The following is a 22,795-nucleotide window of genomic DNA, read 5'->3' as shown; positions in this document are numbered from 1 at the left end:
GCAGAAGCACACGGCGGCACCCGGCTCCACTTCACCGTGGACACCGCCCTCGCCCCCGCCGCCCCGGCCTGCCCCGCCCGCGCCGCCGCCTGACTTCCCGCTGCCGCCGCCGCCCGTCTTGCCGCGGCCGCCGCCCGCCGCCGCCCCGGGGCGTGCGGCCCGCTTCCTGGTGCTCACGCCGCCACCCCCGCGAACAGGTCGGTCGCCACGGGCCCCGGGTCGTGCCGCGCGGCGTCCGCGCCGCCGGAGAGCAGGAAGTGCTCCGTGGTCAGAATCGGCTGGCCCAGCCCGTTGGAGAGGGCGAAGAAGCCGCCGGCGACGGTGATCTGCGTCGCGTGCGCCGCCAGGGCGCGGGCCTTCGCCGCCGCGTACGCACCGCCGTCCACGGCCGCCGTGACCTCGTCGTCCCGGACCACGCCCGGCAGGTCCGCGACGGTCGCCGGCTCCGCGAAGGGGGCGTCGGCCGCGGCCAGTCCGGCGAGGCCCCGCTCCACCGCGGTGCGCGCGGCGCAGGTCCAGTAGATACGGGCCACCGCCCACGGCTCGGCGGGGTCCGGGCCGGGTGCACGGTACGCGGCGTCCGCGGCCAGGTCCGCCGCGCGCATCGCGACGCGGTGGGCCTGGATGTGGTCGGGGTGGCCGTAGCCGCCGTCCGGGTCGTACGTGACGAGCACCTGCGGACGTACCTCGCGGATCACCGGCACCAGCAGGCCCGCCGCCTCGTCCACGTCGGCGGACCAGAAGGTGCCGGGACGGCCGTTCGTGTCGAGGCCGCTCATGCCCGAGTCGCGGAAGCGCCCGGGGCCGCCGAGGAAGCGGTGGTCGGTGACGCCCAGCGCCCGCATGGCGGCGGCGAGTTCACCGGCCCGGTACGGGCCGAGCCGGTCGCTCCGCCCGGGTCCCAGGTGGGCGAGCGAGGGCGGAATGATCTCGCCTTCCTCGCCCCGGGTGCACGTCACCAGGGTGACCAGGGCGCCCTCTGCGGCGTACCGCGCCATGGTGGCGCCGGTGGTGATCGTCTCGTCGTCCGGATGCGCGTGCACCAGCAGCAGCCTGCGCGTCGGAAGCTCCCTGCTCATACAGGGAAGCCTAGACGAGGGGGCGGGAGGTCCCCCGGGGCGCTTGTGCGGAGGTCAGAACTCGATGCTCTCGATCATGTCCGCGACGTTCTGGGTCACGTCGTCGATGGTCGGGGCCACCGACGAGCTGGCGAGGTAGAAGCCGAGCAGCATGCACACCACCGCGTGCCCGCCCTTGAGGCCGCTTTTCTTGATCAGCAGATAGACGATGATCGCGAGCAGCAGCACCAGCGAGATCGACAGAGCCACAGCGGCTCACCTCCCGGGACCTGTGGTCGGGTCATATGACGGGCCAGGAGATGCATGCCCGTCGCGCGCACGCATCATAACTATCGGTATCCGTGCATCGTTCGGCGCACCGGCGCATGCGGGGGTCGCACGGAGCAGGGCGCCGCGGGGTGGTCGCGGGGCCGTCGGGGAGGGGGTGGCGGAGGTTCCGCGGGGGTCACCAGGGGGGCGGGGAGGAGGGCTCCTGCCAGCGGGGGAGCGGCTCCGCCACGGGGTCGCGCCCGCCCCGGCCGGCGAACGCGAACAGGATGACGAAGCCGGCGAGGAGCAGCCCGATGCCGGTGGCGACCTGCAGCTGGTGCTCGGTGTCCAGGGCGCCGAAGCGCTCGAAGACCTCGTGCTTGAGGTACCGGGAGGTGTCGGCGGCGCCCCAGCCCAGGACGAGCGCGCCGGCGGTCATGCCCAGCGGGCGGGAGAGCGCGGCCCGTCGGGCGGCGGCCACGGCGGCGACGCCGCAGAGGGCGGCGACCGCCCACTTGCCGTACGCGGCCGGGGGCATCAGCAGCGTGTACGTGGTGCCGTCGCCGGTGAGCCGGTCGCCGTACGCGTCCCAGCCGACGACCGCGGCGGTGCGCAGCTCCCACGCCGCGAGCGCCAGCGCGGCGACGGCGAGGAAGACGAGGCCGGTGGCCGCGGCGCCGCGGGTGGGCCGGCGCGGCGGCTGCTCGTCGGGCAGCAGGTAGCCGGCGCCGGCGGAGTCCACCGGCCGGCGGCCGGCGGCGACGGAGATGAGCAGCACCGCGCCGAGGGTGACGCCCACCCCGGCGAAGAGCAGGGCCCGGTTGCGCAGGTCCTGGTCGATGTGCTGCATCCAGTCCGCCGTCAGCGTCCACAGCACGGGGGCGCGCAGCAGGATCGTGACCGCACCGGCCGCGCCGAGGGCGCCGGCGGCCGCGGTGGAGTACAGGGCGGTCACGCCGGCGACGGCGTAGACGCAGACGAGGACGGGGTCGTAGAGGGAGGTGCCCCGGGGGCTCTCCGGAGCGCTCTCGGGGGCGCCCGCCCAGGACCACCACAGGTCGGGCAGGCCGCCCGTGACGTCGACGTCGCGGCCGATCCACACGAGCGAGAGCAGGGCGAGGAGCGCGCAGCACACGGCGCCGAAGACGCGCGCGCCGCGCCCCAGTATGTGTCCTTGCTCCATCGCCGGCCGACCCCCGATACGCAACCGTGCGCCTTTTGGGCCCACTCGGCACCCAGGTCTACACCTCTCCGCGGCGCCGGACAACACTCCCGGCAAGACCGGCCGGACGCCGGAGGACCCCGGCGGAGGGCGGGCGGAACCCGGCCGGACCGGCGTGCAGCCGGGCCCGGCCGGGTGACGGCACCCGCACGGCCGTACGCTCCCCAGAGTGGCGCGTTCGTATATCGGTGATGCCACAGACGGGTTGCCGTCGTGTTAACGACCTTCGAAGCTATTTGTCGCATATGTCGGTCACTAAGGCGGCTTGTCAAGCACGTACGGACCTCAATCTGCAAAATTTACGCTCAAGAAGCGATTGCGCACCTCGCCTGAGCCCGTCACCCCCTTGACTGGGGGATGAATCGATTGCGAAAGTCCCGTCAACCACCGCAGCGTGCACGGGCGCTGCGGCTCTCATCCGGTTCGGGAGCACAACGCCAATGACGAGTCCATCCGAGGCTGCCCCGACGGGGTCCGAGCCCACAACGCTCGAACCCGTCAAGGCAGAGGGGGGCGATGGCCAGGGCACCGCCGATCACATCGGCAAATCGCCCGGTCAGCTGATGTGGCAGCGCTTCAAGCGCGACCGCGCGGGGGTCATATCCGCGTATGTCGTCAGCTTCTTCGTGCTGATCGCGATATGCGCCCCGCTCATCTCGAAGCTGTACGGGAAGTCTCCGTACACGCTGTACAACTCGGCCACCGGCAAGCCCGAGCTGTTCGACGCTCTCGGCTACCCGGTCAAGCCCAACGGCGGCATCAGCAGCGAGTTCTGGTTCGGCCTGGAGCCCATCCTCGGCCGCGACGTCTTCACGCTGCTGATCTACAGCATCCGGACCTCGCTGGCCATCGCCATCGCGGTGACGATCCTCACCGTCCTCATCGGCGTGCTGCTGGGCGTGGCCGCCGGCTTCACCGGCGGCCGCACCGACACGCTGATCGGCCGCTTCACCGACCTGATGCTGGCGTTCCCGAGCCAGCTGTTCTTCGTGGCGTTCATGCCTGTCATCACCACGATCTTCGTCGCCCCCGAGGACGCGACTCCGACCTGGCTGCGGGTCGCGGTGCTGATCGGGATCCTCGCGGCGCTGGGCTGGATGCGCATGGCCCGCATCGTGCGCGGCGTCGCGCTCGCCATGCGGGAGCGCGAGTTCGTCGAGGCCGCCAAGGTGAGCGGGGCGTCGAACTGGCGAATCATCCGCAAGGAGATGCTGCCGAACCTCGTCACACCCATCCTCGTGCAGGGAACCTTCGAGCTGCCGCTCGTCGTGACGAGCGCCGCGGGACTGTCGTTCCTCGGCGTCGGCCTGGTGAACCCGACCCCCGACTGGGGCCTGATGTTCTCCCGGGCCGCGGACGTGTCCGAGACCGTTCCCACGTTCATGTTCTTCCCCGGCATCGCCATGGTGATCTTCGTGGTCGCCTTCAACCTGCTGGGGGACTCTGTCCGCGACGCGTTCGATCCGAAGGCCGCGCGCTGACGTTCGTACCGCCGCCAGGGTGCGACCGCCGTGGCAACGGGTGAACACGCACACAGCAAGTCAAGACCGACAGACAGGGTGGTTAGACAGTGAGAATCAGGGGTGCACGCAGAGCGCACGCCGTGGCAGCGGTGCTCGCCGCCGGGGCCTTGGTCCTGAGCGGCTGCAGCAGCGGCTCGGAGGACACGGACTCGGCGCAGGACGAGAAGGACAAGGCGCAGAAGCAGCAGGCGCAGATCCCGTTCGGTGACGCCGAGGCGTCCACCGGCCCCGCCGCCGAGGTGAAGGGTGCCCAGGAGGGCGGCACGATCAACGTCATGCAGCGTGACAGCTACGCGCACCTCGACCCGGGACAGATATACGTCTCGGACGAGGGCTCCCTGTCGCGGCTGATCCACCGCGGGCTGACCGGCTACAAGACCGACGCCAACGTCAAGCAGACCATCGTCGGCGACCTCGCCACGGACAGCGGCAAGCCCTCCGACGGCGGCCGCACCTGGACGTACACGCTCAAGGACAACATCAAGTGGGCGGACGGCACGGACATCACGTCCAAGGACGTCCGGCACACCTTCGAGCGGCAGTTCGCCGAGTTCATCAACGACGGTCCGGTCTTCATCCAGCAGTGGCTGGCGAACACCCCGGGCACCGAGTACCGCGAGATGCTGCCCGAGGGCCCGTACAACGGTGACCACCTGCCGGACTCCGTCCTGGAGACGCCGGACGACAAGACCATCGTCTTCAAGTTCAAGGAGCCGAAGCCGGACCTCCCGTACGCCCTGGCGATGCCGGGCTACTCCATGGTCTCCGAGGCGAAGGACACCAAGGAGAAGTACGACAAGGACCCGATGACCGCGGGCCCGTACAAGATCGAGTCCTTCAAGACCGGCAAGTCGATGACGCTGGTCAGGAACGAGCACTGGGACCCGGCGACCGACGCGACGCGGAACGCCTACCCGGACAAGTACGAGATCACGTTCAACATCCAGTACGAGACCTCGACCGAGCGGCTGATGGCCGACCAGGGCGCGAACAAGAACTCGGTCAGCTTCAACAACCAGGTGGACGCCGCCACGGTGCCGAAGCTGAACAAGGACCCCGAGGCCCAGAAGCGCAAGGCCGCCGGCTACCAGCCGTACGTCTCGCAGATGGCCATCAACATGGACCGGGTGAAGAACAAGAAGGTCCGCGAGGCCATCGCCTACGCGCTGCCCATCCAGCCGTACCAGCAGGCGTACGGCGGCCCGCAGGGCATGGAGCTGGCCGGCGGTCTGATCAGCCCGACCGTCTCCGGCTACGAGGACGGCTTCGACCCCTTCGGCAAGCTGGAGAAGCCGCTGGGTGACCCGGCCAAGGCCAAGAAGATCCTGGAAGAGGCCGGCGAGACCGGCTACAAGCTCACCTGGGGCTACATCAACACCCCCGAGGGCCAGAACTACTCGCCCACGATGGAGGACACGCTGGAGGAGGCGGGCTTCGACGTCCAGCGCAAGGAGATCTCCGCCGAGACGTACTACGACGAGATCGGCCTGGTCGACAACAAGTTCGACATGTACGTGAGCGCGTGGGGCGCCGACTGGCCGTCCGCCAGCACCGTGGTCCCGCCGCTCTACGACGGCCGGCAGATCCAGGACGGCTCGTCGAACTACTCGCACACCAACGACGACTTCCTCAACAAGGAGATCGACCGGGTCCAGAAGATCGCGGACCCGGCCAAGGCCGCCAAGGAGTGGAACAAGCTCTCCCAGTACGTGGTGAAGGACCTGATCTCCAACATCCCGATGACGTACTACAAGCAGATCCAGCTCCACGGCTCGAACGTCGGTGGCGTCCAGTATGACGACGTCATCGGTGCCCTCGACCCGCGCAAGCTGTACCTGAAGCAGTAGCACCCCTTCGGTGCGCGGGCGCCCGCCCGATCGGCGGGCCCCGCGCACCACCTTCAGTCCACGTCGCCGCTTTGTCCTTCGAGAGCAGCCCACAGTCATGCTTCGTTTCCTGATTCGCCGGACAATCGGCGCATTGATCATCCTGCTGATCCTCAGCGCGGTCTGTTTCTTCCTGTTCTTCGCCATCCCGCGCGACCCCGCCCGCATCTCCTGCGGCGAGAAGTGCACGCCCGAGAACCTCGAACTGATCCGCAGGTCCCTCGGCCTCGACGATCCCGTCCCGGTGCAGTACTGGAACTTCCTCTCCGGCATCTTCACCGGCCGTTCCTACCCGACGGGCGACTGCTCGGCGCCCTGCCTCGGCCGCTCGTTCGTCCACGACGAGAACGTCCTCACCCTCATCCAGGACCGCTTCCCCACCACGCTGTCGCTCACCTTCGGCGCGGCCGTCGTCTTCCTCGTCTTCGGTATCGGCGCCGGCATGATCGCCGCCTGGCGGCGCGGCACGCCGGTCGACAAGTTCGTCAGCGGCAGCTCCCTGGTCATCGGCTCGCTGCAGATCTACTTCATCGGCCCGCTCGTGCTGTGGGCGCTGGTGTACAGCACCGGGATCTTCAGCGACCCGAAGTACAGCCCGTTCACCGAGAACCCATGGCAGTGGGCGGTCGGGCTGATCCTCCCCTGGATGGTGCTCGCCACGATCTTCGGCTCGAACTACACCCGTATGGTGCGGTCCACGATGATCGAGCAGTTGCAGGAGGAACACGTCAGAACGGCCAAGGCCAAGGGCATGTCTGGACCCACGGTCTTCTTCCGCTACGCCTGGCGCGGCGCCCTGATCCCGGTCGTCACGATCTTCGGCATCGACCTCGGCACCCTGCTGGGCGGCGCGATCATCACCGAGTTCACCTTCTCGCTGCCGGGTCTGGGCAACCTCTCCATCACGTCGGTGTTCAGGGCCGACCTGCCGGTGCTGATGGGTGTGCTGCTGTTCTCGTCCGCCATGATCATCTTGATGAACGTCATCGTCGATGCGGCGTACGCCTTCATCGACCCGCGCGTCCGTCTGTCCTAGGAGAAGAGCAGTGACCACCCTGACCAAGGAATCGGAAGGTTCCGCACCGTCCGCGGACGGCGCCTTCCTCTCGGTGCAGGACCTGCGCGTGCAGTTCACCACCGAGGACGGCGTCGTCAAGGCCGTCGACGGTCTCTCCTTCGACGTCGCGCGCGGCAAGACCCTGGGCATCGTCGGCGAGTCCGGCTCCGGCAAGTCCGTCACCAACCTGACCGTGCTGGGCCTGCACAACCAGATGTACACGAACATCGAGGGCTCCATCAGCCTCGACGGCGAAGAGCTGATCGGCATGCCCGAGCGCAAGCTGGAGAAGCTGCGCGGCAACAAGATGGCGATGATCTTCCAGGATCCGCTGACCGCGCTCTCGCCCTTCTACACGGTCGGCCGGCAGATCGCCGAGCCGTACCGCAAGCACATGGGCGTCTCCAAGCGCGAGGCGCACCTGCGGGCCGTGGAGATGCTGGACAAGGTCGGCATCCCCAACGCCAAGATGCGCGCGGAGGACTACCCGCACCAGTTCTCCGGCGGCATGCGGCAGCGCGCCATGATCGCGATGGCGCTGGTCTGCAACCCCGACCTGCTGATCGCCGACGAGCCGACCACCGCGCTCGACGTGACCGTGCAGGCGCAGATCCTCGACCTGCTCCGGGACCTGCAGAGCGAGTTCGGCTCCGCGATCGTCTTCATCACCCACGACCTCGGCGTCATCGCCAACGTCGCCGACGACATCCTGGTGATGTACGCGGGCCGCGCCGTGGAGCGGGGCAGCACGCGCGAGGTGCTGCGCAGGCCGGAGCACCCGTACACCTGGGGCCTGCTGAGCAGCATGCCGCGGCTCTCCTCGGACGTGGACGTGCCGCTCATGCCGATCAAGGGCACCCCGCCCAGCCTGCTGAGCCCGCCGCCGGGCTGCCCGTTCCACCCGCGGTGCACCTTCGTGCAGGAGGTCGGCGGCGCCGCGTGCCGTACGGACCGGCCGGCGCTGCCCGAGGGCCGCGGGGCCGCCTGCCATCTGAGCGCCGGGCAGAAGCAGGACATCTTCATCGAGCAGATCAAGCCCCGGCTGGGCTAGGGAGCACTGACCACCATGAGCGAAGAACTCACCCTCCCCGGCCCCCGGGACGACACCCCGGCAGTGGCGGGCGAGGAACTGCTCACCGTCGAAGGGCTCACCAAGCACTTCCCGATCATGGGCGGCTTTCCGATCAAGCGGAGGGTCGGCGCGGTGCAGGCGGTCGACGGCGTCGACCTGGAGGTGCGCTCGGGCGAGAGCCTGGGCCTGGTCGGCGAGTCCGGCTGCGGCAAGTCGACGACCGGGCGGCTGCTGACGCGGCTGCTGGAGCCGACCGGCGGCAGGATCACCTACCGCGGCCAGGACATCACGTACGCCAAGCGCAAGGCGCTGGCGCCGATCAGGTCCGAGATCCAGATGATCTTCCAGGACCCGTACTCGTCGCTGAACCCGCGGCAGACCGTCGGCACCATCATCAACAGCCCGATGGAGGTCAACGGGATCGACCCGCCCGGCGGCCGGGAGAAGCGCGTCCGCGAGCTGCTGGAGACCGTCGGCCTCAACCCCGAGCACTACAACCGCTTCCCGCACGAGTTCTCCGGCGGCCAGCGGCAGCGCATCGGGGTCGCGCGGGCGCTGGCGCTGAACCCGAAGCTGATCGTCGCCGACGAGCCGGTCTCGGCGCTCGACGTGTCGATCCAGGCGCAGGTCGTCAACCTGCTGCAGGAGCTGCAGCGGGAGATGGGCATCGCGTTCCTGTTCATCGCGCACGACCTCGCGATCGTCCGGCACTTCTCGCAGCGCGTCGCGGTCATGTACCTCGGGAAGATCGTCGAGACGGGTGACCGCGAGGACATCTACTCCCGGCCGCGGCATCCGTACACCCACGCCCTGCTCTCCGCCGTCCCGGAGGCGGCCCTCTCGGACGACGAGGACGAGGCCCCGCGGGAGCGCATCCGGCTGGCCGGCGACGTGCCCTCGCCGATCAACCCGCCGTCGGGGTGCCGCTTCCGCACGCGGTGCTGGAAGGCGCAGGACCTGTGCGCGGAGCAGGAGCCGCCGCTGGTGCAGATCGGCGGCAACCGGGCCGGGCACCTGACCGCCTGCCACTTCCCGGAGGAGCCGACGGTGGCGCGCGACCAGCAGGTCATCTTGGACAAGGCGCTGGCGGCGCTGGAGGAGGGGTCGGCCGGGGCGCCGGCGAAGGAGTAGCGGCGGGGCGTACGCCGCGCAGGACGCGGGGGCCGGTGCCGGGGTCGTCTCCGGTGGCCGGCCCGCGCGTCGTCTCCCGCGTGCCGTCTCCGCGCTCCCGGCTGCTCCCGGGCCGCGGATGGCTTCTCAGTTGAGGCGGGCGCGGGCCGCGCGGGCCTGACGGCGCAGGGAGTCGGCGGCCTGCGGCTCCATCGCCGCTATCACCGAGGCGTACTCCTCCAGCTCCACCGCCCCGGCGGCGAAGTCGCCGCGGGCGACGAGCAACTGCGCCCGCTCGTGGCGCAGCCGGGCGGGGTGGCTGGGCAGCAGGAGCGCGAGGTCGACGGCGGCGAGCTGGACGTCCGACTGCTCGGGCCGCTGGGCCGCCCAGGCGCGGATGTTGTTGAGGATGCGCCGCACGATGTCCAGCGGGTCGGCGGGCGTCAGCGTCGCGGCCGACAGCGGCGCGCCGCCGGTGGCTTCGGCGGCCAGCGACTCGGCGTCGGCGAGGGAGAGCAGCCGGCCGCCGTCGAAGGGGTCGGCCAGCACGGGCTCGTCCGCGGCGGGCGGGTCGGTGGCGGCCGGGCCGACGGGGGGCGGGCCGAAGCCGACGACGAAGTGCCCGGGGAGCGCCACGCCGTACACCGGGGCCCCGGCCCGGCGGGCGACCTCCATCCAGACCACGGACAGCATGATCGGCAGCCCGCGGCGCCGCCGCAGCACCTCGTGCAGCTGGGACGACTCCAGCCGGCGGTAGTCCCCGGGCGTCCCGCGGAACCCGCAGCGCTCTCCGAGCAGCTCGGCGGCGGCGCGCGCCCACGCGCGCGGCCCGCCGGGCGCGTACGGCAACCGCCCGGCCAGCTCGTCCAGCTCGATCTGCACGCCGTCGATGCCGTCCTCGTCGAGCCCGGGCCCGGTCTCGGCCCCGACGAGCAGGCAGAGCAGCGCGAGGTCGGGCCGCGGCGCGCGGGCCTCCTCCGCGAACCGGGCCCGGTGATCGATACCGGGCTGTTTCATGAGTCCATTGTGGGGCCACGTCCCCCGCCACGCCGCCCCGTACGGCTCTCCTACCCCAAGCGGTAGTGGTAGGCGTGGTGGGTGGCGAAGCCGAGGGCGCCGTAGAGGGCCAGGGCCGGGGCGTTGTCCGGCTCCACCTGGAGGTACGCCGCCGAGGCGCCCTCCTGCAGCGCCCGGTCCGCGAGGGCGGCCATCACCGTCGTGGCCAGCCCGCGGCGGCGGTACGCCGGGGCCACCTCCACCGCCGCGAAGCCCGCCCAGCGGCCGTCGACCACGCAGCGCCCGATCGCCGCCGGGGTGCCGTCCGTCCCCGGGACCGTCGCGAACCACACCGACGGGCCGCCCTCCAGCACCGTCCGTGCGGCCGGCGTCAGCTCCCCGGCCCGGTTGTAGAGCGCGAACCACCCGGCCGAGGCCGTACGGGACAGCTCCACCCGCTCCGCGCCGTTTCCGGCGGCCCGCGTGTCGGCCACCGGCGCCAGCTCCCCGACCTGCAGCAGCGCCGCCCGCCGCACCGCCCAGCCGCGCGCGTCCAGCGCCGCCGCCACCGCCTCGCCGCCGCCCGCCGCGTCCCCCGCGTCCCCCGTGCCCGTTGCGACCTGCACCAGCGGCGGCAGCCCCCGCTCCCCGTACCACCGCGTGACCCGCGCCAGCGCCGCGTCCAGCGGCAGCCCGGGGTCGCCCAGCGGCAGCACCGAGTTGGCGCGGCTCGTGAAGCCGTCCGAGGCCCGCAGCGTCCAGTCGCCCAGCCGCTCGCTCGTCACCGGCGGCCACCCCCGGGCCGCCACCCGGGTCAGCTCCGCCGCCGAGGCCGCCGGCCCGCGCCGGCGCGCCGGCGCGGCGGGGACGACCTTCGCCGCCACCACGGCCGACTCCGGAATCCGGACGACCGCACCGTTCCGCCTGGTGAGACGAAGCTCCCCGGCGTCCCACGATGTGAGCACACCGACTGCATCCGTGAACCGCGCGGCTGCCTCGCAGGCATCTGTCAGTCGTCGTACGGAAACACGTTTTCCCACGTCAGCAGGGGTGATACGGACTTCGAGCCGCGCCCCAGTGGTGAATTCCACAGCTCTCCACGCCCCTCTTGTTCGCTCCGTGCCCGGGAACGGAGATACTAGATGCGGGCATCGACACGCCGCGCTCCCGCGCCGCCAGCCTGATCGAGGAGGAACGACAGCGTGACCTACGTCATCGCAGAGCCTTGTGTGGACCTCAAGGACAAGGCCTGCATTGAGGAGTGCCCCGTCGACTGCATCTACGAGGGCCAGAGGTTCTTGTACATCCACCCGGACGAGTGCGTCGACTGCGGTGCTTGCGAGCCGGTCTGCCCCGTGGAAGCGATCTTCTACGAGGACGACACTCCGGAGGAGTGGAAGGACTACTACAAGGTGAACGTCGAGTTCTTCGACGACCTCGGCTCGCCCGGCGGCGCGTCGAAGCTCGGCCTGATCGAGCGGGACCACCCGATCGTCGCCGCCCTGCCGCCGCAGGAGCACGACGAGTAGTAACGGAGAACCACGGCGACACACACGCATCGCCCCCGCCCATCGGCTCCGGGCTGATCGGCGGGGGTTGCTGCGTCGACTGAGGACAGTGAGAGTGCGACCCGTCACCTCCCGGCTGCCGGTCTTCCCCTGGGACCGGCTGGAGCCCTACAAGACAGCCGCCGCCGAGCACCCCGGCGGCATCGTCGACCTGTCGGTCGGCACCCCCGTCGACCCCGTCCCCGAGGTGGTGCGGGCCGCGCTCGCCGGCGCCGCCGACAGCCCCGGCTACCCGCTCGCCTGGGGCACCCCGGAGCTGCGCGAGGCCATCGCCGGCTGGTTCGGCCGGCGGCTCGGGGCCGCGGTCGGACCGGACGCGGTGCTGCCGGCGATCGGCACCAAGGAGCTGGTCGGCTGGCTGCCGACGCTGCTGGGGCTGGAGCCGGGGGACCAGGTGGCGTATCCGGAGCTGGCGTATCCGACGTACCGGATCGGGGCGCTGACGGCGCGCGCGGAGCCCGTGACGTACGCCGATCCGGTCGCGGACCTCGACCCGGCGCGGGTGCGGCTGCTGTGGCTCAACACCCCGTCGAACCCCACCGGACGCACGGTGGACGCGGCCGGACTGCGCCGCGCGGTGGCGTGGGCGCGCGCGCACGGGGTGCTCGTCGCCTCCGACGAGTGCTACCTGGAGCTGGGCTGGGAGACCGACCCGGTGTCCGTGCTGCACCCGTCGGTCAGCGAGGGCTCGTACGAGGGACTGCTCGCCGTGCACTCGCTGTCGAAGCGCTCCAACCTCGCGGGCTACCGCGCGGGGTTCGCCGGCGGCGACGCGGCCGTGGTGCGCGAGCTGGTCGCGGTGCGGAAGCACACCGGGATGATGGTGCCGAAGCCGGTGCAGCAGGCGATGATCGCGGCGCTGGGCGACGGTCGGCACGTGGCGGAGCAGCGCGAGCGCTACGCCCGCCGGCGGGCCGCGCTGCGCGAGGCGCTGACGGGGGCGGGCTTCCGGATCGAGCACAGCGAGGCGTCGCTGTATCTGTGGGCGACGCGGGATGAGCCGTGCTGGGACACGGTCGGCGAGCTGGCGAAGCTGGGCATCGCGGTGGCGCCCGGGGAGTTCTACGGGGCCGCGGGGGAGCGGTTCGTCCGGGTGGCGTTCACGGCCACGGACGAGCGGGTGGCCGCCGCCGTGGAGCGGCTGTGGGCGCTGCGGCGCTGAGCGGGCCGAGAGGCCCCGGCGGGGCTCCGTACGGCCTGCCGGGCCCGGTGGGCCCGGCGGGTCCGCCACGGGCCCTGCCGGGCCGCCGGGCCTGCGGAGGACGGCTCGGCGGGCCCGGCGGCCCGGGGGGCCGGCCGTGCAGGCTCAGGCGAGGCCCAGCTTTGAGGTGGGCAGCTCGGGGGTGAGGTTCCCGGCGGCTTCGCCGACCGCGGACTGCCCCTGGTCGACGGTCCTGCCGGTGGTCTCCTGGAGTGCGCCCAGGGCCTGCTCGGTGGTCGGGCCGGCGCTCTCGCCGAGCTTCGCCGCGGTCTCGCCACCGGTGGTGAGCACCTCGCCGCCGGTCTGCGAGACGCTCTCGGGCAGCGCGCCGGTGTCCAGGGCGCTCAACGGGGCCAGCCCGTTCGTGCTCGGCAGCTCGACGGCGCTTGCGGCACCCGCGGCGCCGACGACCGGTGCGGCACCCGCGGTGACGACGAGTGCGACCCGGGCGAGATGGCGCTTGAGGGGGTGGGACATGGTGCTCCTTTGACGGAGGGGGTACTGACAGGTCATGTCCGCCGTGCGGACGCCGTGACTACCGCGTGAGGCGCCGGAAGGTTGCGGCCGCTCCAGGTAAAGAGTTGGTAATGCGTCGCATTATCTGCTTCACCAGAAAACCGGGCAAACCAGGTCGGTCCGCGCACCTTCGAGGGGGCCGAGGACCCCTGTTCACCGGGGGTTTGTCGGATCGCGGAACCGGGCCGCGGCGGGGGTGCGCATCCCGCTCCGCGGTCAACCCACGCTGACCGGGTTCCCCCGTGCGAAGGGGCGCGCGCTACGGCTCGGTGACGATGCGGACCGAGGCCGCGCCCGCCGCGCCGCCGCCCCCGACCCGCCGCCAGCCGTCCGCCGAGTCCTCCGCCCGCCACTCGCGGCCGGCGAAGGACACCTGCGCGATACGCAGCCGCGGCGCCTGCGCCACCGCCCAGTGCGCCAGCTCCCAGCCGTGGTCGGTCGCGTCCTCGGCGCCGCCCCCGCCGCCCGCGCCCCCGGCGCCGTCCACGGCGGCGGGCAGCACGAGCACCTGCCGGCCGCCCCCGTCCGCGTCCCCGGACCCCCCGCCCGGCCCGCCGGCCCCGGACTCCGGCAGCACGCTGTCGCCGAACTCCCGCTTCAGCTCCTTGCGCAGCAGCGCCGGATCGCCGGGGCGCGCGGCGCCCTTCGCTGTCGTGCAGGTGAAGGCGCCGCCCGCGCGGCCCGTGAGCGCCGCCGACAGCCGGGCGGCGGCGGGCTCGTGCTTCGCGTACGCCTGCGGGAAGCCGCTGCGCTGGACGCGCTGGGCGGCCTCGGTGAGCGGCAGCCGGGAGTAGCCGGGGATCTCCGCCAGGTGCTCGTAGAACTTGCCGCTGGCGTACACCGGGTCGAGGATCTGCTCCTCCGTGCCCCAGCCCTGGGAGGGCCGCTGCTGGAACAGGCCCAGCGAATCGCGGTCGCCGTGCTCGATGTTGCGCAGGGCGGACTCCTGCATGGCGGTGGCCAGCGCGATGGTCACGGCGCGCTCGGGCAGCCGGCGGGAGGACGCCACGGCGGTTATCGTCGCGGCGTTGGCGGCCTGTTCGGGATCTAGCTCGTACGGCTCGTCCTCGCCCGCCGTGCGCACCTCGCAGCGCGGCGCGGGCCCGCCGCCGGTGTTGAGGTGGACCAGCAGGTACGCGCCCACGCCACCGAGCACCGCGAGCGCGACGAACGCGCGGAGGAGGCGGCGGCGGAGGACGTCGGAGGGGGGCACGCGCCCACGGTAGCGCCCGCGGCGGACAGCCGCGGGCAAGGGAGCGGTCCTGCTCTGCCCGTACGGCGCACGCGCGCGGGGCGGCGCCCGGACCGTAGGGTCGTCGGCATGGACTTGACGCTCGACGCCGCCCGGCTCACCGCCTTGCTCGTGGACACGGCCTCCGTCAGCGGGGCGGAGAAGCCCCTCGCCGACGCCGTCGAGGCCGCGCTGCGCCGGCTCCCGCACCTGGCGGTGGACCGCGACGGCGACGCCGTCGTCGCCCGGACCCGGCTGGGGCGCGCCGAGCGCGTGGTGCTCGCCGGGCACATCGACACCGTGCCCGTCGCCGGCAACGTGCCCTCCCGCCTGGACGGCACGTACGAGGACGGCGTGCTCTGGGGCTGCGGCACCTCCGACATGAAGGCCGGCGTCGCCGTCCAGCTGCGCATCGCCGCCACCGTGCCCGCGCCCAACCGCGACCTCACGTTCGTCTTCTACGACAACGAGGAGGTCGACGCCGCCCGCAACGGCCTGCGCCGGCTCGCCGAGCGTCATCCCGACTGGCTCGCGGGCGACTTCGCCGTGCTGCTGGAGCCGTCCGACGGCGAGATCGAGGGCGGCTGCCAGGGCACGCTGCGCGTCGTCCTCCGTACCGAGGGCGAACGCGCCCACTCCGCGCGCAGCTGGCTCGGCGCCAACGCCGTCCACGCCGCCGCCCCCGCGCTGGCCCGGCTCGCGGCGTACGAACCGCGGCACGCCGTCATCGACGGCCTGGAGTACCGCGAGGGCCTCAACGCCGTCCGCGTCAGCGGCGGCGTCGCGGGCAACGTCGTGCCGGACGTCTGCGAGGTCACCGTCAACTTCCGCTACGCCCCCGACCGCTCCGAGGAGCAGGCGACCGCCTTCGTACGGGAGTACTTCGACGGCTGCGGCATCGCGGAGATCACCGTCGAGGACAGCTCCCCCGGCGCGCTGCCGGGCCTCGCCCACCCCGCGGCCGCCGCGTTCACCGCCGCCGTCGGCGGCACCCCGCGGCCGAAGTACGGCTGGACGGACGTCGCCCGCTTCGCGGCCCTGGGCGTCCCCGCGGTGAACTACGGACCGGGCGACCCGAACTACGCGCACAAGCGCGACGAGCACGTCCGTACGGCCCGTATCCACCACTGCGAGGAGCGGCTGCGGGCCTGGCTCACCGCGTGAGCGAAAAGGCGTGTCACCGGCTGTTCCGTAGCGGTTTCTGATGGTGTTCACGCGGGTTCGGGCGGCTTCGCCTAGCCTGGGCCGGGAGATCGTCGTACGGGGTGGCACGAGTAGACACGAAGCAGCACGAAGAAGCACGAAGAAGCACAAGGAAGGGAGCCGCCCGTGGGCAGCTGGGACGAGTTCAACGAGCAGCGGCTCGGCCCCGTCATCCGCCGCCGCAGCCGCGTCCAGCGCGGGACGATGGACCAGCACCTGCTGGACACCCGGGAGCGCGCCGCGGAGTACGTGCACGAGGACCCGTGGCGGGTGCTGCGGATGCAGGCGGAGTTCGTCGAGGGGTTCGGCGCGCTCGCCGAGGTGGGGCCGGCGATCAGCGTCTTCGGCTCGGCCCGGACGGCGTCGGACAGCGCGGAGTACGCGCGCGGCGTCGCGATCGGCAAGGGGCTCGTGGACGCCGGCTTCGGGGTGATCACCGGCGGCGGGCCGGGGGTGATGGAGGCGGCGAACAAGGGCGCGCTGGAGGCCGGCGGGCTGTCGGTCGGGCTGGGCATCGAGCTGCCCTTCGAGCAGGGGCTCAACAGGTACGTCGACCTGGGCGTGAACTTCCGCTACTTCTTCGTGCGCAAGACGTGCTTCGTGAAGTACTCCCAGGGGTTCGTGGTGCTGCCCGGCGGCTTCGGCACGATGGACGAGCTGTTCGAGGCGCTGACCCTGGTGCAGACGAAGAAGGTGACGCGGTTCCCGATCGTCCTCTTCGGCAGCGACTACTGGGGCGGGCTCGTCGACTGGCTGCGCAAGACCGTCGTGGACGGCGGCAAGGCGGCCGAGCGGGACCTCGACCTGTTCCACATCACGGACGACGTGGCCGAGGCCGTGGAGCTGGTCACGAAGGAGACCCCGTAGGCCCCGGCCCGTACGGCAGCCCCCGGGCAGGCCCTAGGCGAGGCCGCGGCGGGCCACCGCCGGGGCGCGGTGGCCCGCGATGGCGGCCACCATGTCCAGCACCTGGCGGGTCTCGGCCACCTCGTGCGCCCGGTACACCTGCGCCCCCAGCCACGCCGAGACCGCCGTGGTGGCCAGCGTGCCGACCAGCCGTTCCTTGACCGGTTTGTCCAGCGTCTCGCCGACGAAGTCCTTGTTCGACAGCGAGACCAGCACCGGCCAGCCCGCCGCGGTCATCTCGCCGAGCCGGCGGGTGGCCTCCAGCGAGTGCCGGGTGTTCTTGCCGAAGTCGTGGCCCGGGTCGATCAGGATCCCGTCGCGGGGCACGCCCAGCTCCGCGGCCCGCTCCGCCAGCCCCAGGGTGACCCGCAGGATGTCGGCCACCACGTCGTCGTACGCGATGCGGTGCGGCCGGGTGCGTGGCCGCACGCCGCCCGCGTGGGTGCACACCAGCCCCGCGCCGTGCCGGGCGGCGACCTCGGCGAGCTGCGGGTCGACGCCGCCCCAGGCGTCGTTCAGCAGGTCCGCGCCGGCCGCGCAGGCGGCCTCGGCGACCTCGTGGCGCCAGGTGTCGACGCTGATCACGACGTCCGGGTGGCGGCGGCGCACCTCCGCGATGAAGCCCGCGGTGCGGCGCACCTCCTCCGCGGCCGACACCTCCTCGCCCGGGCCGGCCTTCACCCCGCCGACGTCGATGATCGCCGCGCCCTCCGCGACCGCCTGCTCGACGCGGGCGAGCGCCGGCTCGTCGCGGAAGGTGGCGCCCTGGTCGTAGAAGGAGTCCGGGGTCCTGTTGACGATCGCCATGATCACCGGCTCGTGCGCGGCGAAAGTGCGCGACCCCAGTCGCAGCATGCTGCCTCCTTAGACACCCTCCGGGACGGCGGTTCCCGGGCTCCTTCCAGCGACCTTAGCCCGCGGCTGCGGCGCGGCGGGCGCGGTGCCCCGCGGTGCGCCGCGGTGCCCCCGCGGCGGCGGGCCCGGGGGCTGTCACCGGCCCCGGCTATGGTGGGGCGCAGCCACCCGGCGTACCGGGCGCGGCCTTGTGGCGCCCCGGCTGTCCACGGGGAGACATCGTGTTCTGGTTCATGCTCATCGCCATGGTCGTGGTCGTCGCCGCGGTCACCGTCGTGCTGGCGGGGGACGGCGAGGAGGAACTGACCGAGCCGCGGCCCGACCGCCTCCACGACCCACTGCCCGACGACCGGCCGCTCGGCCGTGCCGACATCGACGGGATGCGGCTGCCGGTCGCGCTCCGCGGCTACCGCATGGCGGACGTCGACGACGCGCTGGACCGCGTCGCCGCGGAGCTGGCGGAGCGGGACGCGCGCATCGCGGAGCTGGAGGCGGCGCTCGCGGGGCTGCACGCGGCGGCGTACCGCGGTACTCCGGCGGGACCGCCGGAGTACCCGGAGTACGAGGACGCGCCGCCGCCCGGGCCGGCGGACTACCGGAGGCCGGGCTTCGGGGGCGCGCGCGCCCTCGGCGGCCAGCGCCTCGGCGGGCCGGATCTGGGCGGACGGCACCCCGGTGGGCGCGACCCGGGCGGCGCCGATCCGGGCGGGCGCGACCTCGGCGGACGTGATCCCGCCGGGCCGGAACCGGGCGGGCCGGCGCCGGGCGCGCCGCGTGGCGGGGCGGAACTCGGCGGCGCGGATCCGCGCGCCGGCCGGGCCGGCCGTGAGCGCCGCCGGCGGGGCCGTCGCCGGGCCCGACGGGCTGCTGCGCTGCCCGTGGGGGCTGTCCGCCGAGGACTACGTGGCGTACCACGACGACGAGTGGGGCCGGCCCGTGCACGGCGACGACGCGCTCTTCGAGCGGCTGTCGCTGGAGGCGTTCCAGTCCGGGCTGTCCTGGCTGACGATCCTGCGCCGCCGCGAGGGCTTCCGGGCCGCCTTCGCCGGTTTCGAGATCGCCGCGGTCGCGGAGTTCGGCCCCGCGGACGAACAGCGGCTGCTCGCCGACACCGGCATCATCCGCAACCGGCTGAAGGTGCAGGCCACCCTCGCCAACGCCAGAACCCTCGCCGCCTGGGCCCCCGGCGAGCTGGACACCCTGATCTGGTCCCACGCCCCGGACCCCGCCGGCCGCCCCGCGCCGCGCACGCTTGCGGACGTACCGGCCGTCACCCCGGAGTCCACGGCGCTGGCCAAGGAGCTGAAGCGGCGCGGCGTGCGGTTCGTCGGGCCGACGACGGCGTACGCGTTGATGCAGGCGTGCGGCCTGGTCGACGACCACCTCGCGGACTGCCACGCGCGGTGACCCCTGCCGGGGCGGCCCGGGGGGTCCGGTGGGCCGGGGCGTCGCCGACGGGCACCTCCTGATCGCAGGGTGGACCCGCGGGGGCGCGGGCGGTGCCGGGGCGGCGCGTGCGGGCGAGCCCTTACCCGCGTGCCCCCGCACGGACGGCGGACCCGGCGGTGCGCGCATGTCCCGTACGCGGGTCGGGGCCGGGGACGCCCGTCCCGACACGACGCACGGCGCGCCCGCGCCGCCGCGGCCCGTGCCGCGAGGGGTCAGCGGCCCGTGCCGCGAGGGGTCAGCGGCCCGTGAAGCGGGGCTCCTCCTTTGCCACGAACGCCTCCACCGCGATCCTGTGGTCCTCCGACGCCCCCGCCCGGGACTGCAGCTCCGCCTCCTTCGCGAGCGTGTCCGCCAGCCCGTGCGCCGACCCGTACGCCAGCGACTCCTTGATCGCCGCGTACGCCGCCGTCGGCCCCGCCGCGAGCCTGCGCGCCACCGCCGCCGCCTCGGCGGCCAGGTCCGCCGCCGGCACGACGACGTTCGCGATGCCCAGCGCCAGCGCCTCGTCCGCGCCGATCCGGCGCGGGAAGAGCAGCAGGGCGGCGGCGCGGCCGTGGCCGACGAGGCGGGGGAGGGTCCAGGAGACGCCGGAGTCCGCGGTCAGCGCGACGCCGGCGAAGGAGGTGTTGAACGACGCGCTGTCGGCCACCACGCGGTAGTCGGCGGCGAAGGCGAACCCCGCGCCGGCCCCGGCGGCGACCCCGTTCACGCCCGCGACCACCGGCTTCGGCATCCCGGCGAGGGTGGCGGCGATGGGGCTGTAGTGCTCCGCGACGGTGTCCATCGCGTGGTCCGTGCGCTGTGCGGCCCGGGCCGCCGCGAGGGTGCCGATGTGCTCCTTGAGGTCCTGCCCCACACAGAACGCCCGCCCCGCGCCGGTGAGCAGCACGGCCCGTACGGCGTCGTCGTCCGCGGCCCGCAGCAGGGTGTCGCGCAGGGCCGCCTTGGTGTCGGTGTCGAGGGCGTTCATCGCGTCCGGGCGGTTGAGGGTGACGGTCGCGAGCCCGTCGGCGACCTCGTACAGCACGGTGTCCGCCATGTTCTTCCCTTCGCTACGCCCCTGCGGTGACCGGGGCTGTGCCGCGTCTCGTCCGGTGCCGTCAGCATGGCGGAGATCACCGCTCCGCGACATGTGACGTGCGTCAAATGGAATCGCGGCGCGCCCTCGCCGGGAAGGGCGCAGTATCGCATCCCTCTGGCGGGAATTGGGAGGTTTTGCGGTCGGGCGTCGCCGAGAGTAAGCGGACCGATGTTGGTCATCAGGACCGGCAATGCGGGATAATGGGCGAGAAGCACTGTGTTCGATGCCGGTGGCGACGAGCCTGCCCACAGGCCGTCGAGGCTTCTCAACGAAGAGCTGGTTTCAGGAAGGGGAACGAGCATGGCGGCCATGAAGCCGCGGACGGGCGACGGCCCGCTCGAGGTGACCAAGGAGGGGCGGGGCATCGTCATGCGCGTTCCGCTCGAAGGCGGCGGGCGGCTCGTCGTCGAGCTGACCCCCGATGAAGCCGACGCGCTCGGCGACGCCCTGAAGAAGGTCGTCAGCTAGTCGGACCGAGGTCCGGAAGAACCCTGTATGCGCCCCGGCCACGCGGTGGCCGGGGCGGATCGCCGTCAGGGGCCGCCGGACCGCCCCCGGCGAGCGGGCGCACCTCCGCTCTTCCGCGCCCGCCCGCCGTCACGCCTCGCGCTTGACGGCGCACAGCAGCCCGTCCCCCACCGGCAGCAGCGCGGGCATCAGCCGCGGGCTCTCCTTCACCGAGCGCAGCAGCTCGCGCAGCTTCTGCACCTCGTCGGGCTGGGCCGCCGAGTCCACCGTGCGGCCGTCGGCGAAGACGCCCTCGAAGCACACGACGCCCCCGGCCCGCAGCAGACGCAACGATTCGCCCAGATACTCCAGGCACTCCAGCGGGTCGCCGTCGCAGAAGACCATGTCGTACGAGTCGTCCGCCAGCCGCGGCAGCACGTCCAGCGCCCGGCCCACGATGATCCGCGACCGGTTCGCGGCGAACCCCGCCGCCCGGAACGCCTGGCGGGCGAACTGCTGCCGCTCCGGCTCCGGGTCCACGGTGGTGAGCACCCCGCCGGGGCGCATGCCCTGCAGCAGGTGGATGCCGGAGACCCCGGTGCCGGTGCCGATCTCGACCACCGCCTTGGCGCCCGCCGTCGCCGCCAGCAGCCGCAGCGCCGCCCCGGCGCCCGCGGACACCTGCCGCAGCCCGGACTCCAGCGCCCGCTGCCGGGCCCAGTGCAGCGCCGCGGTCGCCGAGCCCTGCGCACGCGTCGAAGCCGCCGGGTCACCCGGGGTCGCCCCGGCCCGGCCGCTGTCGGCGTCCGCGGCACCGTCCGTGCCGTACGCCTCGGCGAACGACCAGCTCGCCAGCCGGTTGCCGGTAATCGCCTTCTCCTGTTCCCCGTTGGCACCTGCACCTGCATCCGTCGCAAGCGTGACTGTATCCGCTGCGTCTGGGAACCTGCTGGCCGGACCGTGCGTTGGGGGAGACGGAAGTGATACGGACGAGGTAAGGATGCCGGCGGGGACGGTTCCGCTGAATGCGGGAAAATACCGGTCGGAAGAGCTTATCCGGAGCTAACGGGCGAGGTGGATATGGTAGGGGGCCTACTGGACACCACCAGAGCCACCAGGGGAGGTGCGGCCGCGTCCGGCGACCAGGGCACCCTGCGGCGATTCCGCCGGGAGCCCCGAGCACCGGATGAGCCGAAATCCGTGACCGACAATGCTGATGACCGCAGCCACGCCACCGACACCGTGACCGTTGCCGGATTCTCCACCTTCCCGGCAGACGACGCGTCGGCCAAGGGGTGGACTCCGCCTTCCTGGGAGGAGATCGTCAGCACCCACAGCGGCCGCGTCTACCGCCTCGCCTATCGCCTCACCGGGAACCGGCACGACGCCGAGGACCTCACGCAGGAGGTCTTCATCCGCGTCTTCCGGTCGCTGTCGACGTACACCCCGGGGACCTTCGAGGGCTGGCTGCACCGCATCACCACGAACCTCTTCCTCGACCAGGTGCGGCGCAAGCAGCGCATCCGGTTCGACGCCCTCGGCGACGACGCCGCCGAGCGGCTGCCGAGCCGCGAGCCGTCGCCGCAGCAGCACTTCAACGACACCCACTTCGACGCCGACGTCCAGCACGCGCTGGACACCCTCGCGCCCGAGTTCCGGGCCGCGGTGGTGCTGTGCGACATCGAGGGCCTGTCGTACGAGGAGATCGCCGCCACCCTGGGCGTCAAGCTGGGCACGGTCCGCAGCCGGATCCACCGCGGCCGTTCCCACCTGCGCAAGGCGCTCAAGCACCGCTCCCCGGAGGCGAGGGCCGAACAGCGCTCGCTCGCCGGGGCGGGGCAGGGTGCCTACGGCTCGGACGAGGAGGGCGGAACGCTGTGAGCAGCGTGGGCGGGCTGTCGCCCGCCGAGCATCACCTGGGCGAAGCCCTGGCGGCGCTGGTCGACGGGGAACTGCCCCACGACGCGCGCGACCGCGTGCTGGCGCACCTGGCGACCTGTCCGCGGTGCAAGGCGGAGGCCGACGAGCAGCGCCGGCTCAAGAGCGTGTTCTCCGCCGCCGCACCGCCCGCGCCCTCGGACGGGCTGCTGGCCCGCCTCCGTGGCCCGGTACACCCGCCGGGCGCGGCCGTCGACCACCCGCTG

23 protein-coding genes and 1 pseudogene are annotated in these 22,795 nt (G+C 72.9%); 14 read left to right on the top strand and 10 right to left on the bottom strand.

What is annotated here, in order from left to right; genetic code table 11:
- Positions 1-173 precede the first annotated feature (173 nt).
- The 3 genes from mshB to ABD317_RS15150 form a co-directional block, all read right to left on the bottom strand.
- Positions 174-1,079: an N-acetyl-1-D-myo-inositol-2-amino-2-deoxy-alpha-D-glucopyranoside deacetylase gene (gene mshB, locus ABD317_RS15160; protein ID WP_344290503.1), complete on the bottom strand. Its 906-nt coding sequence runs from the start codon at positions 1,077-1,079 to the stop codon at positions 174-176.
- 54 nt (positions 1,080-1,133) lie between these two features.
- Positions 1,134-1,328 (bottom strand): hypothetical protein, encoded by a 195-nt coding sequence (locus tag ABD317_RS15155; RefSeq protein WP_027754076.1) that lies wholly within the window; start codon positions 1,326-1,328, stop codon positions 1,134-1,136.
- A gap of 196 nt (positions 1,329-1,524) precedes the next feature.
- The gene (locus ABD317_RS15150; RefSeq protein ID WP_344290502.1) at positions 1,525-2,511 is read right to left on the bottom strand and encodes a hypothetical protein; all 987 of its coding nucleotides are present in this window, start codon (positions 2,509-2,511) and stop codon (positions 1,525-1,527) included.
- Between the two features lie 479 nt (positions 2,512-2,990).
- On the opposite strand from ABD317_RS15150, the gene ABD317_RS15145 reads away from it, so the two are divergent.
- The 5 genes from ABD317_RS15145 to ABD317_RS15125 all read left to right on the top strand — a co-directional run bounded on the left by ABD317_RS15145 (position 2,991) and on the right by ABD317_RS15125 (position 9,219).
- The gene (locus ABD317_RS15145; RefSeq protein ID WP_344290501.1) at positions 2,991-4,031 is read left to right on the top strand and encodes an ABC transporter permease; all 1,041 of its coding nucleotides are present in this window, start codon (positions 2,991-2,993) and stop codon (positions 4,029-4,031) included.
- A 122-nt stretch (positions 4,032-4,153) separates the two neighbouring features.
- On the top strand, positions 4,154-5,920 hold the full coding sequence (locus tag ABD317_RS15140) for an ABC transporter substrate-binding protein (RefSeq protein WP_344290500.1): 1,767 nt from the start codon (positions 4,154-4,156) through the stop codon (positions 5,918-5,920).
- A gap of 97 nt (positions 5,921-6,017) precedes the next feature.
- Positions 6,018-6,995, top strand: coding sequence for an ABC transporter permease (locus tag ABD317_RS15135; RefSeq protein ID WP_344290499.1), 978 nt, complete (start codon positions 6,018-6,020; stop codon positions 6,993-6,995).
- Between the two features lie 10 nt (positions 6,996-7,005).
- Positions 7,006-8,067, top strand: coding sequence for an ABC transporter ATP-binding protein (locus tag ABD317_RS15130; RefSeq protein ID WP_344290498.1), 1,062 nt, complete (start codon positions 7,006-7,008; stop codon positions 8,065-8,067).
- Positions 8,068-8,082: 15 nt separating this feature from the next.
- Entirely contained in the window at positions 8,083-9,219 is a 1,137-nt protein-coding gene (locus ABD317_RS15125; protein WP_344290497.1) for an ABC transporter ATP-binding protein, read from the top strand.
- 126 nt (positions 9,220-9,345) lie between these two features.
- Here ABD317_RS15125 and ABD317_RS15120 read toward each other — a convergent pair whose 3' ends face one another.
- Both ABD317_RS15120 and ABD317_RS15115 read right to left on the bottom strand, forming a co-directional pair.
- The gene (locus ABD317_RS15120; protein WP_344290496.1) at positions 9,346-10,215 is read right to left on the bottom strand and encodes a transglutaminase-like domain-containing protein; all 870 of its coding nucleotides are present in this window, start codon (positions 10,213-10,215) and stop codon (positions 9,346-9,348) included.
- 50 nt (positions 10,216-10,265) lie between these two features.
- Positions 10,266-11,285, bottom strand: a complete 1,020-nt coding sequence (locus ABD317_RS15115) for a GNAT family N-acetyltransferase (RefSeq protein ID WP_344290495.1) — start codon at positions 11,283-11,285, stop codon at positions 10,266-10,268.
- A 111-nt stretch (positions 11,286-11,396) separates the two neighbouring features.
- Between ABD317_RS15115 and fdxA the strand changes: the two genes are divergently transcribed.
- Positions 11,397-11,723 (top strand): ferredoxin, encoded by a 327-nt coding sequence (fdxA, locus tag ABD317_RS15110; protein WP_027754067.1) that lies wholly within the window; start codon positions 11,397-11,399, stop codon positions 11,721-11,723.
- A 94-nt stretch (positions 11,724-11,817) separates the two neighbouring features.
- Positions 11,818-12,924: a succinyldiaminopimelate transaminase gene (gene dapC, locus ABD317_RS15105; protein ID WP_344290494.1), complete on the top strand. Its 1,107-nt coding sequence runs from the start codon at positions 11,818-11,820 to the stop codon at positions 12,922-12,924.
- Positions 12,925-13,068: 144 nt separating this feature from the next.
- On the opposite strand, the gene ABD317_RS15100 is transcribed toward dapC, so the two are convergent.
- Together ABD317_RS15100 and ABD317_RS15095 are read right to left on the bottom strand one after the other, a co-directional pair.
- Positions 13,069-13,440, bottom strand: coding sequence for a hypothetical protein (locus tag ABD317_RS15100; RefSeq protein WP_344290493.1), 372 nt, complete (start codon positions 13,438-13,440; stop codon positions 13,069-13,071).
- Positions 13,441-13,738: 298 nt separating this feature from the next.
- Complete coding sequence (locus ABD317_RS15095) at positions 13,739-14,692, bottom strand: heavy metal transporter (protein WP_344290492.1); 954 nt, start codon at positions 14,690-14,692, stop codon at positions 13,739-13,741.
- Positions 14,693-14,800: 108 nt separating this feature from the next.
- On the opposite strand from ABD317_RS15095, the gene dapE reads away from it, so the two are divergent.
- Together dapE and ABD317_RS15085 are read left to right on the top strand one after the other, a co-directional pair.
- A complete protein-coding gene (gene dapE / locus ABD317_RS15090; protein WP_344290491.1) occupies positions 14,801-15,874 on the top strand; it encodes a succinyl-diaminopimelate desuccinylase in 1,074 nt (357 codons plus the stop codon).
- Positions 15,875-16,039: 165 nt separating this feature from the next.
- Positions 16,040-16,780, top strand: a complete 741-nt coding sequence (locus tag ABD317_RS15085; RefSeq protein ID WP_344290490.1) for an LOG family protein — start codon at positions 16,040-16,042, stop codon at positions 16,778-16,780.
- A 33-nt stretch (positions 16,781-16,813) separates the two neighbouring features.
- Here ABD317_RS15085 and folP read toward each other — a convergent pair whose 3' ends face one another.
- On the bottom strand, positions 16,814-17,674 hold the full coding sequence (gene folP, locus ABD317_RS15080) for a dihydropteroate synthase (RefSeq protein ID WP_344290489.1): 861 nt from the start codon (positions 17,672-17,674) through the stop codon (positions 16,814-16,816).
- 233 nt (positions 17,675-17,907) lie between these two features.
- Between folP and ABD317_RS15075 the strand changes: the two are divergent.
- A pseudogene (locus ABD317_RS15075) lies at positions 17,908-18,120 on the top strand (DivIVA domain-containing protein); the annotation flags it as partial.
- 379 nt (positions 18,121-18,499) lie between these two features.
- Positions 18,500-19,081 (top strand): DNA-3-methyladenine glycosylase I, encoded by a 582-nt coding sequence (locus ABD317_RS15070; protein ID WP_027754060.1) that lies wholly within the window; start codon positions 18,500-18,502, stop codon positions 19,079-19,081.
- A 277-nt stretch (positions 19,082-19,358) separates the two neighbouring features.
- Here the strand turns inward: ABD317_RS15070 and chcB are convergent, their stop codons facing one another.
- Complete coding sequence (gene chcB, locus ABD317_RS15065) at positions 19,359-20,162, bottom strand: 2-cyclohexenylcarbonyl CoA isomerase (protein WP_344290488.1); 804 nt, start codon at positions 20,160-20,162, stop codon at positions 19,359-19,361.
- A gap of 342 nt (positions 20,163-20,504) precedes the next feature.
- On the opposite strand from chcB, the gene ABD317_RS15060 reads away from it, so the two are divergent.
- Complete coding sequence (locus ABD317_RS15060; RefSeq protein WP_018834979.1) at positions 20,505-20,672, top strand: DUF3117 domain-containing protein; 168 nt, start codon at positions 20,505-20,507, stop codon at positions 20,670-20,672.
- 129 nt (positions 20,673-20,801) lie between these two features.
- Here the strand turns inward: ABD317_RS15060 and ABD317_RS15055 are convergent, their stop codons facing one another.
- The gene (locus ABD317_RS15055; RefSeq protein ID WP_234019977.1) at positions 20,802-21,377 is read right to left on the bottom strand and encodes an O-methyltransferase; all 576 of its coding nucleotides are present in this window, start codon (positions 21,375-21,377) and stop codon (positions 20,802-20,804) included.
- 354 nt (positions 21,378-21,731) lie between these two features.
- Between ABD317_RS15055 and sigE the strand changes: the two genes are divergently transcribed.
- Together sigE and ABD317_RS15045 are read left to right on the top strand one after the other, a co-directional pair.
- A complete protein-coding gene (sigE, locus tag ABD317_RS15050) occupies positions 21,732-22,532 on the top strand; it encodes an RNA polymerase sigma factor SigE (RefSeq protein WP_199788998.1) in 801 nt (266 codons plus the stop codon).
- The coding region (locus tag ABD317_RS15045) for an anti-sigma factor family protein (RefSeq protein WP_344290487.1) at positions 22,529-22,795 on the top strand (267 nt) is incomplete at its 3' end. The genes sigE and ABD317_RS15045, both read left to right, overlap by 4 nt.

Source organism: Streptomyces synnematoformans (assembly GCF_039531005.1).
GTDB classification, from domain to species: Bacteria; Actinomycetota; Actinomycetes; order Streptomycetales; family Streptomycetaceae; genus Streptomyces; species Streptomyces synnematoformans.
The sequence above is the reverse complement of the archived record's forward strand: the minus strand, read 5'-3'. Positions and strand labels throughout refer to the sequence as shown.

Coding starts and splice junctions, on each gene's coding strand:
- mshB (WP_344290503.1), bottom strand. CDS start 1,079: ATGAGCAGGGAGCTTCCGACGCGCAGGCTGCTGCTGGTGCACGCGCAT.
- ABD317_RS15150 (WP_344290502.1), bottom strand. CDS start 2,511: ATGGAGCAAGGACACATACTGGGGCGCGGCGCGCGCGTCTTCGGCGCC.
- ABD317_RS15145 (WP_344290501.1), top strand. CDS start 2,991: ATGACGAGTCCATCCGAGGCTGCCCCGACGGGGTCCGAGCCCACAACG.
- ABD317_RS15135 (WP_344290499.1), top strand. CDS start 6,018: ATGCTTCGTTTCCTGATTCGCCGGACAATCGGCGCATTGATCATCCTG.
- ABD317_RS15125 (WP_344290497.1), top strand. CDS start 8,083: ATGAGCGAAGAACTCACCCTCCCCGGCCCCCGGGACGACACCCCGGCA.
- ABD317_RS15120 (WP_344290496.1), bottom strand. CDS start 10,215: ATGAAACAGCCCGGTATCGATCACCGGGCCCGGTTCGCGGAGGAGGCC.
- ABD317_RS15100 (WP_344290493.1), bottom strand. CDS start 13,440: ATGTCCCACCCCCTCAAGCGCCATCTCGCCCGGGTCGCACTCGTCGTC.
- dapE (WP_344290491.1), top strand. CDS start 14,801: ATGGACTTGACGCTCGACGCCGCCCGGCTCACCGCCTTGCTCGTGGAC.
- folP (WP_344290489.1), bottom strand. CDS start 17,674: ATGCTGCGACTGGGGTCGCGCACTTTCGCCGCGCACGAGCCGGTGATC.
- chcB (WP_344290488.1), bottom strand. CDS start 20,162: ATGGCGGACACCGTGCTGTACGAGGTCGCCGACGGGCTCGCGACCGTC.
- ABD317_RS15060 (WP_018834979.1), top strand. CDS start 20,505: ATGGCGGCCATGAAGCCGCGGACGGGCGACGGCCCGCTCGAGGTGACC.
- sigE (WP_199788998.1), top strand. CDS start 21,732: ATGGTAGGGGGCCTACTGGACACCACCAGAGCCACCAGGGGAGGTGCG.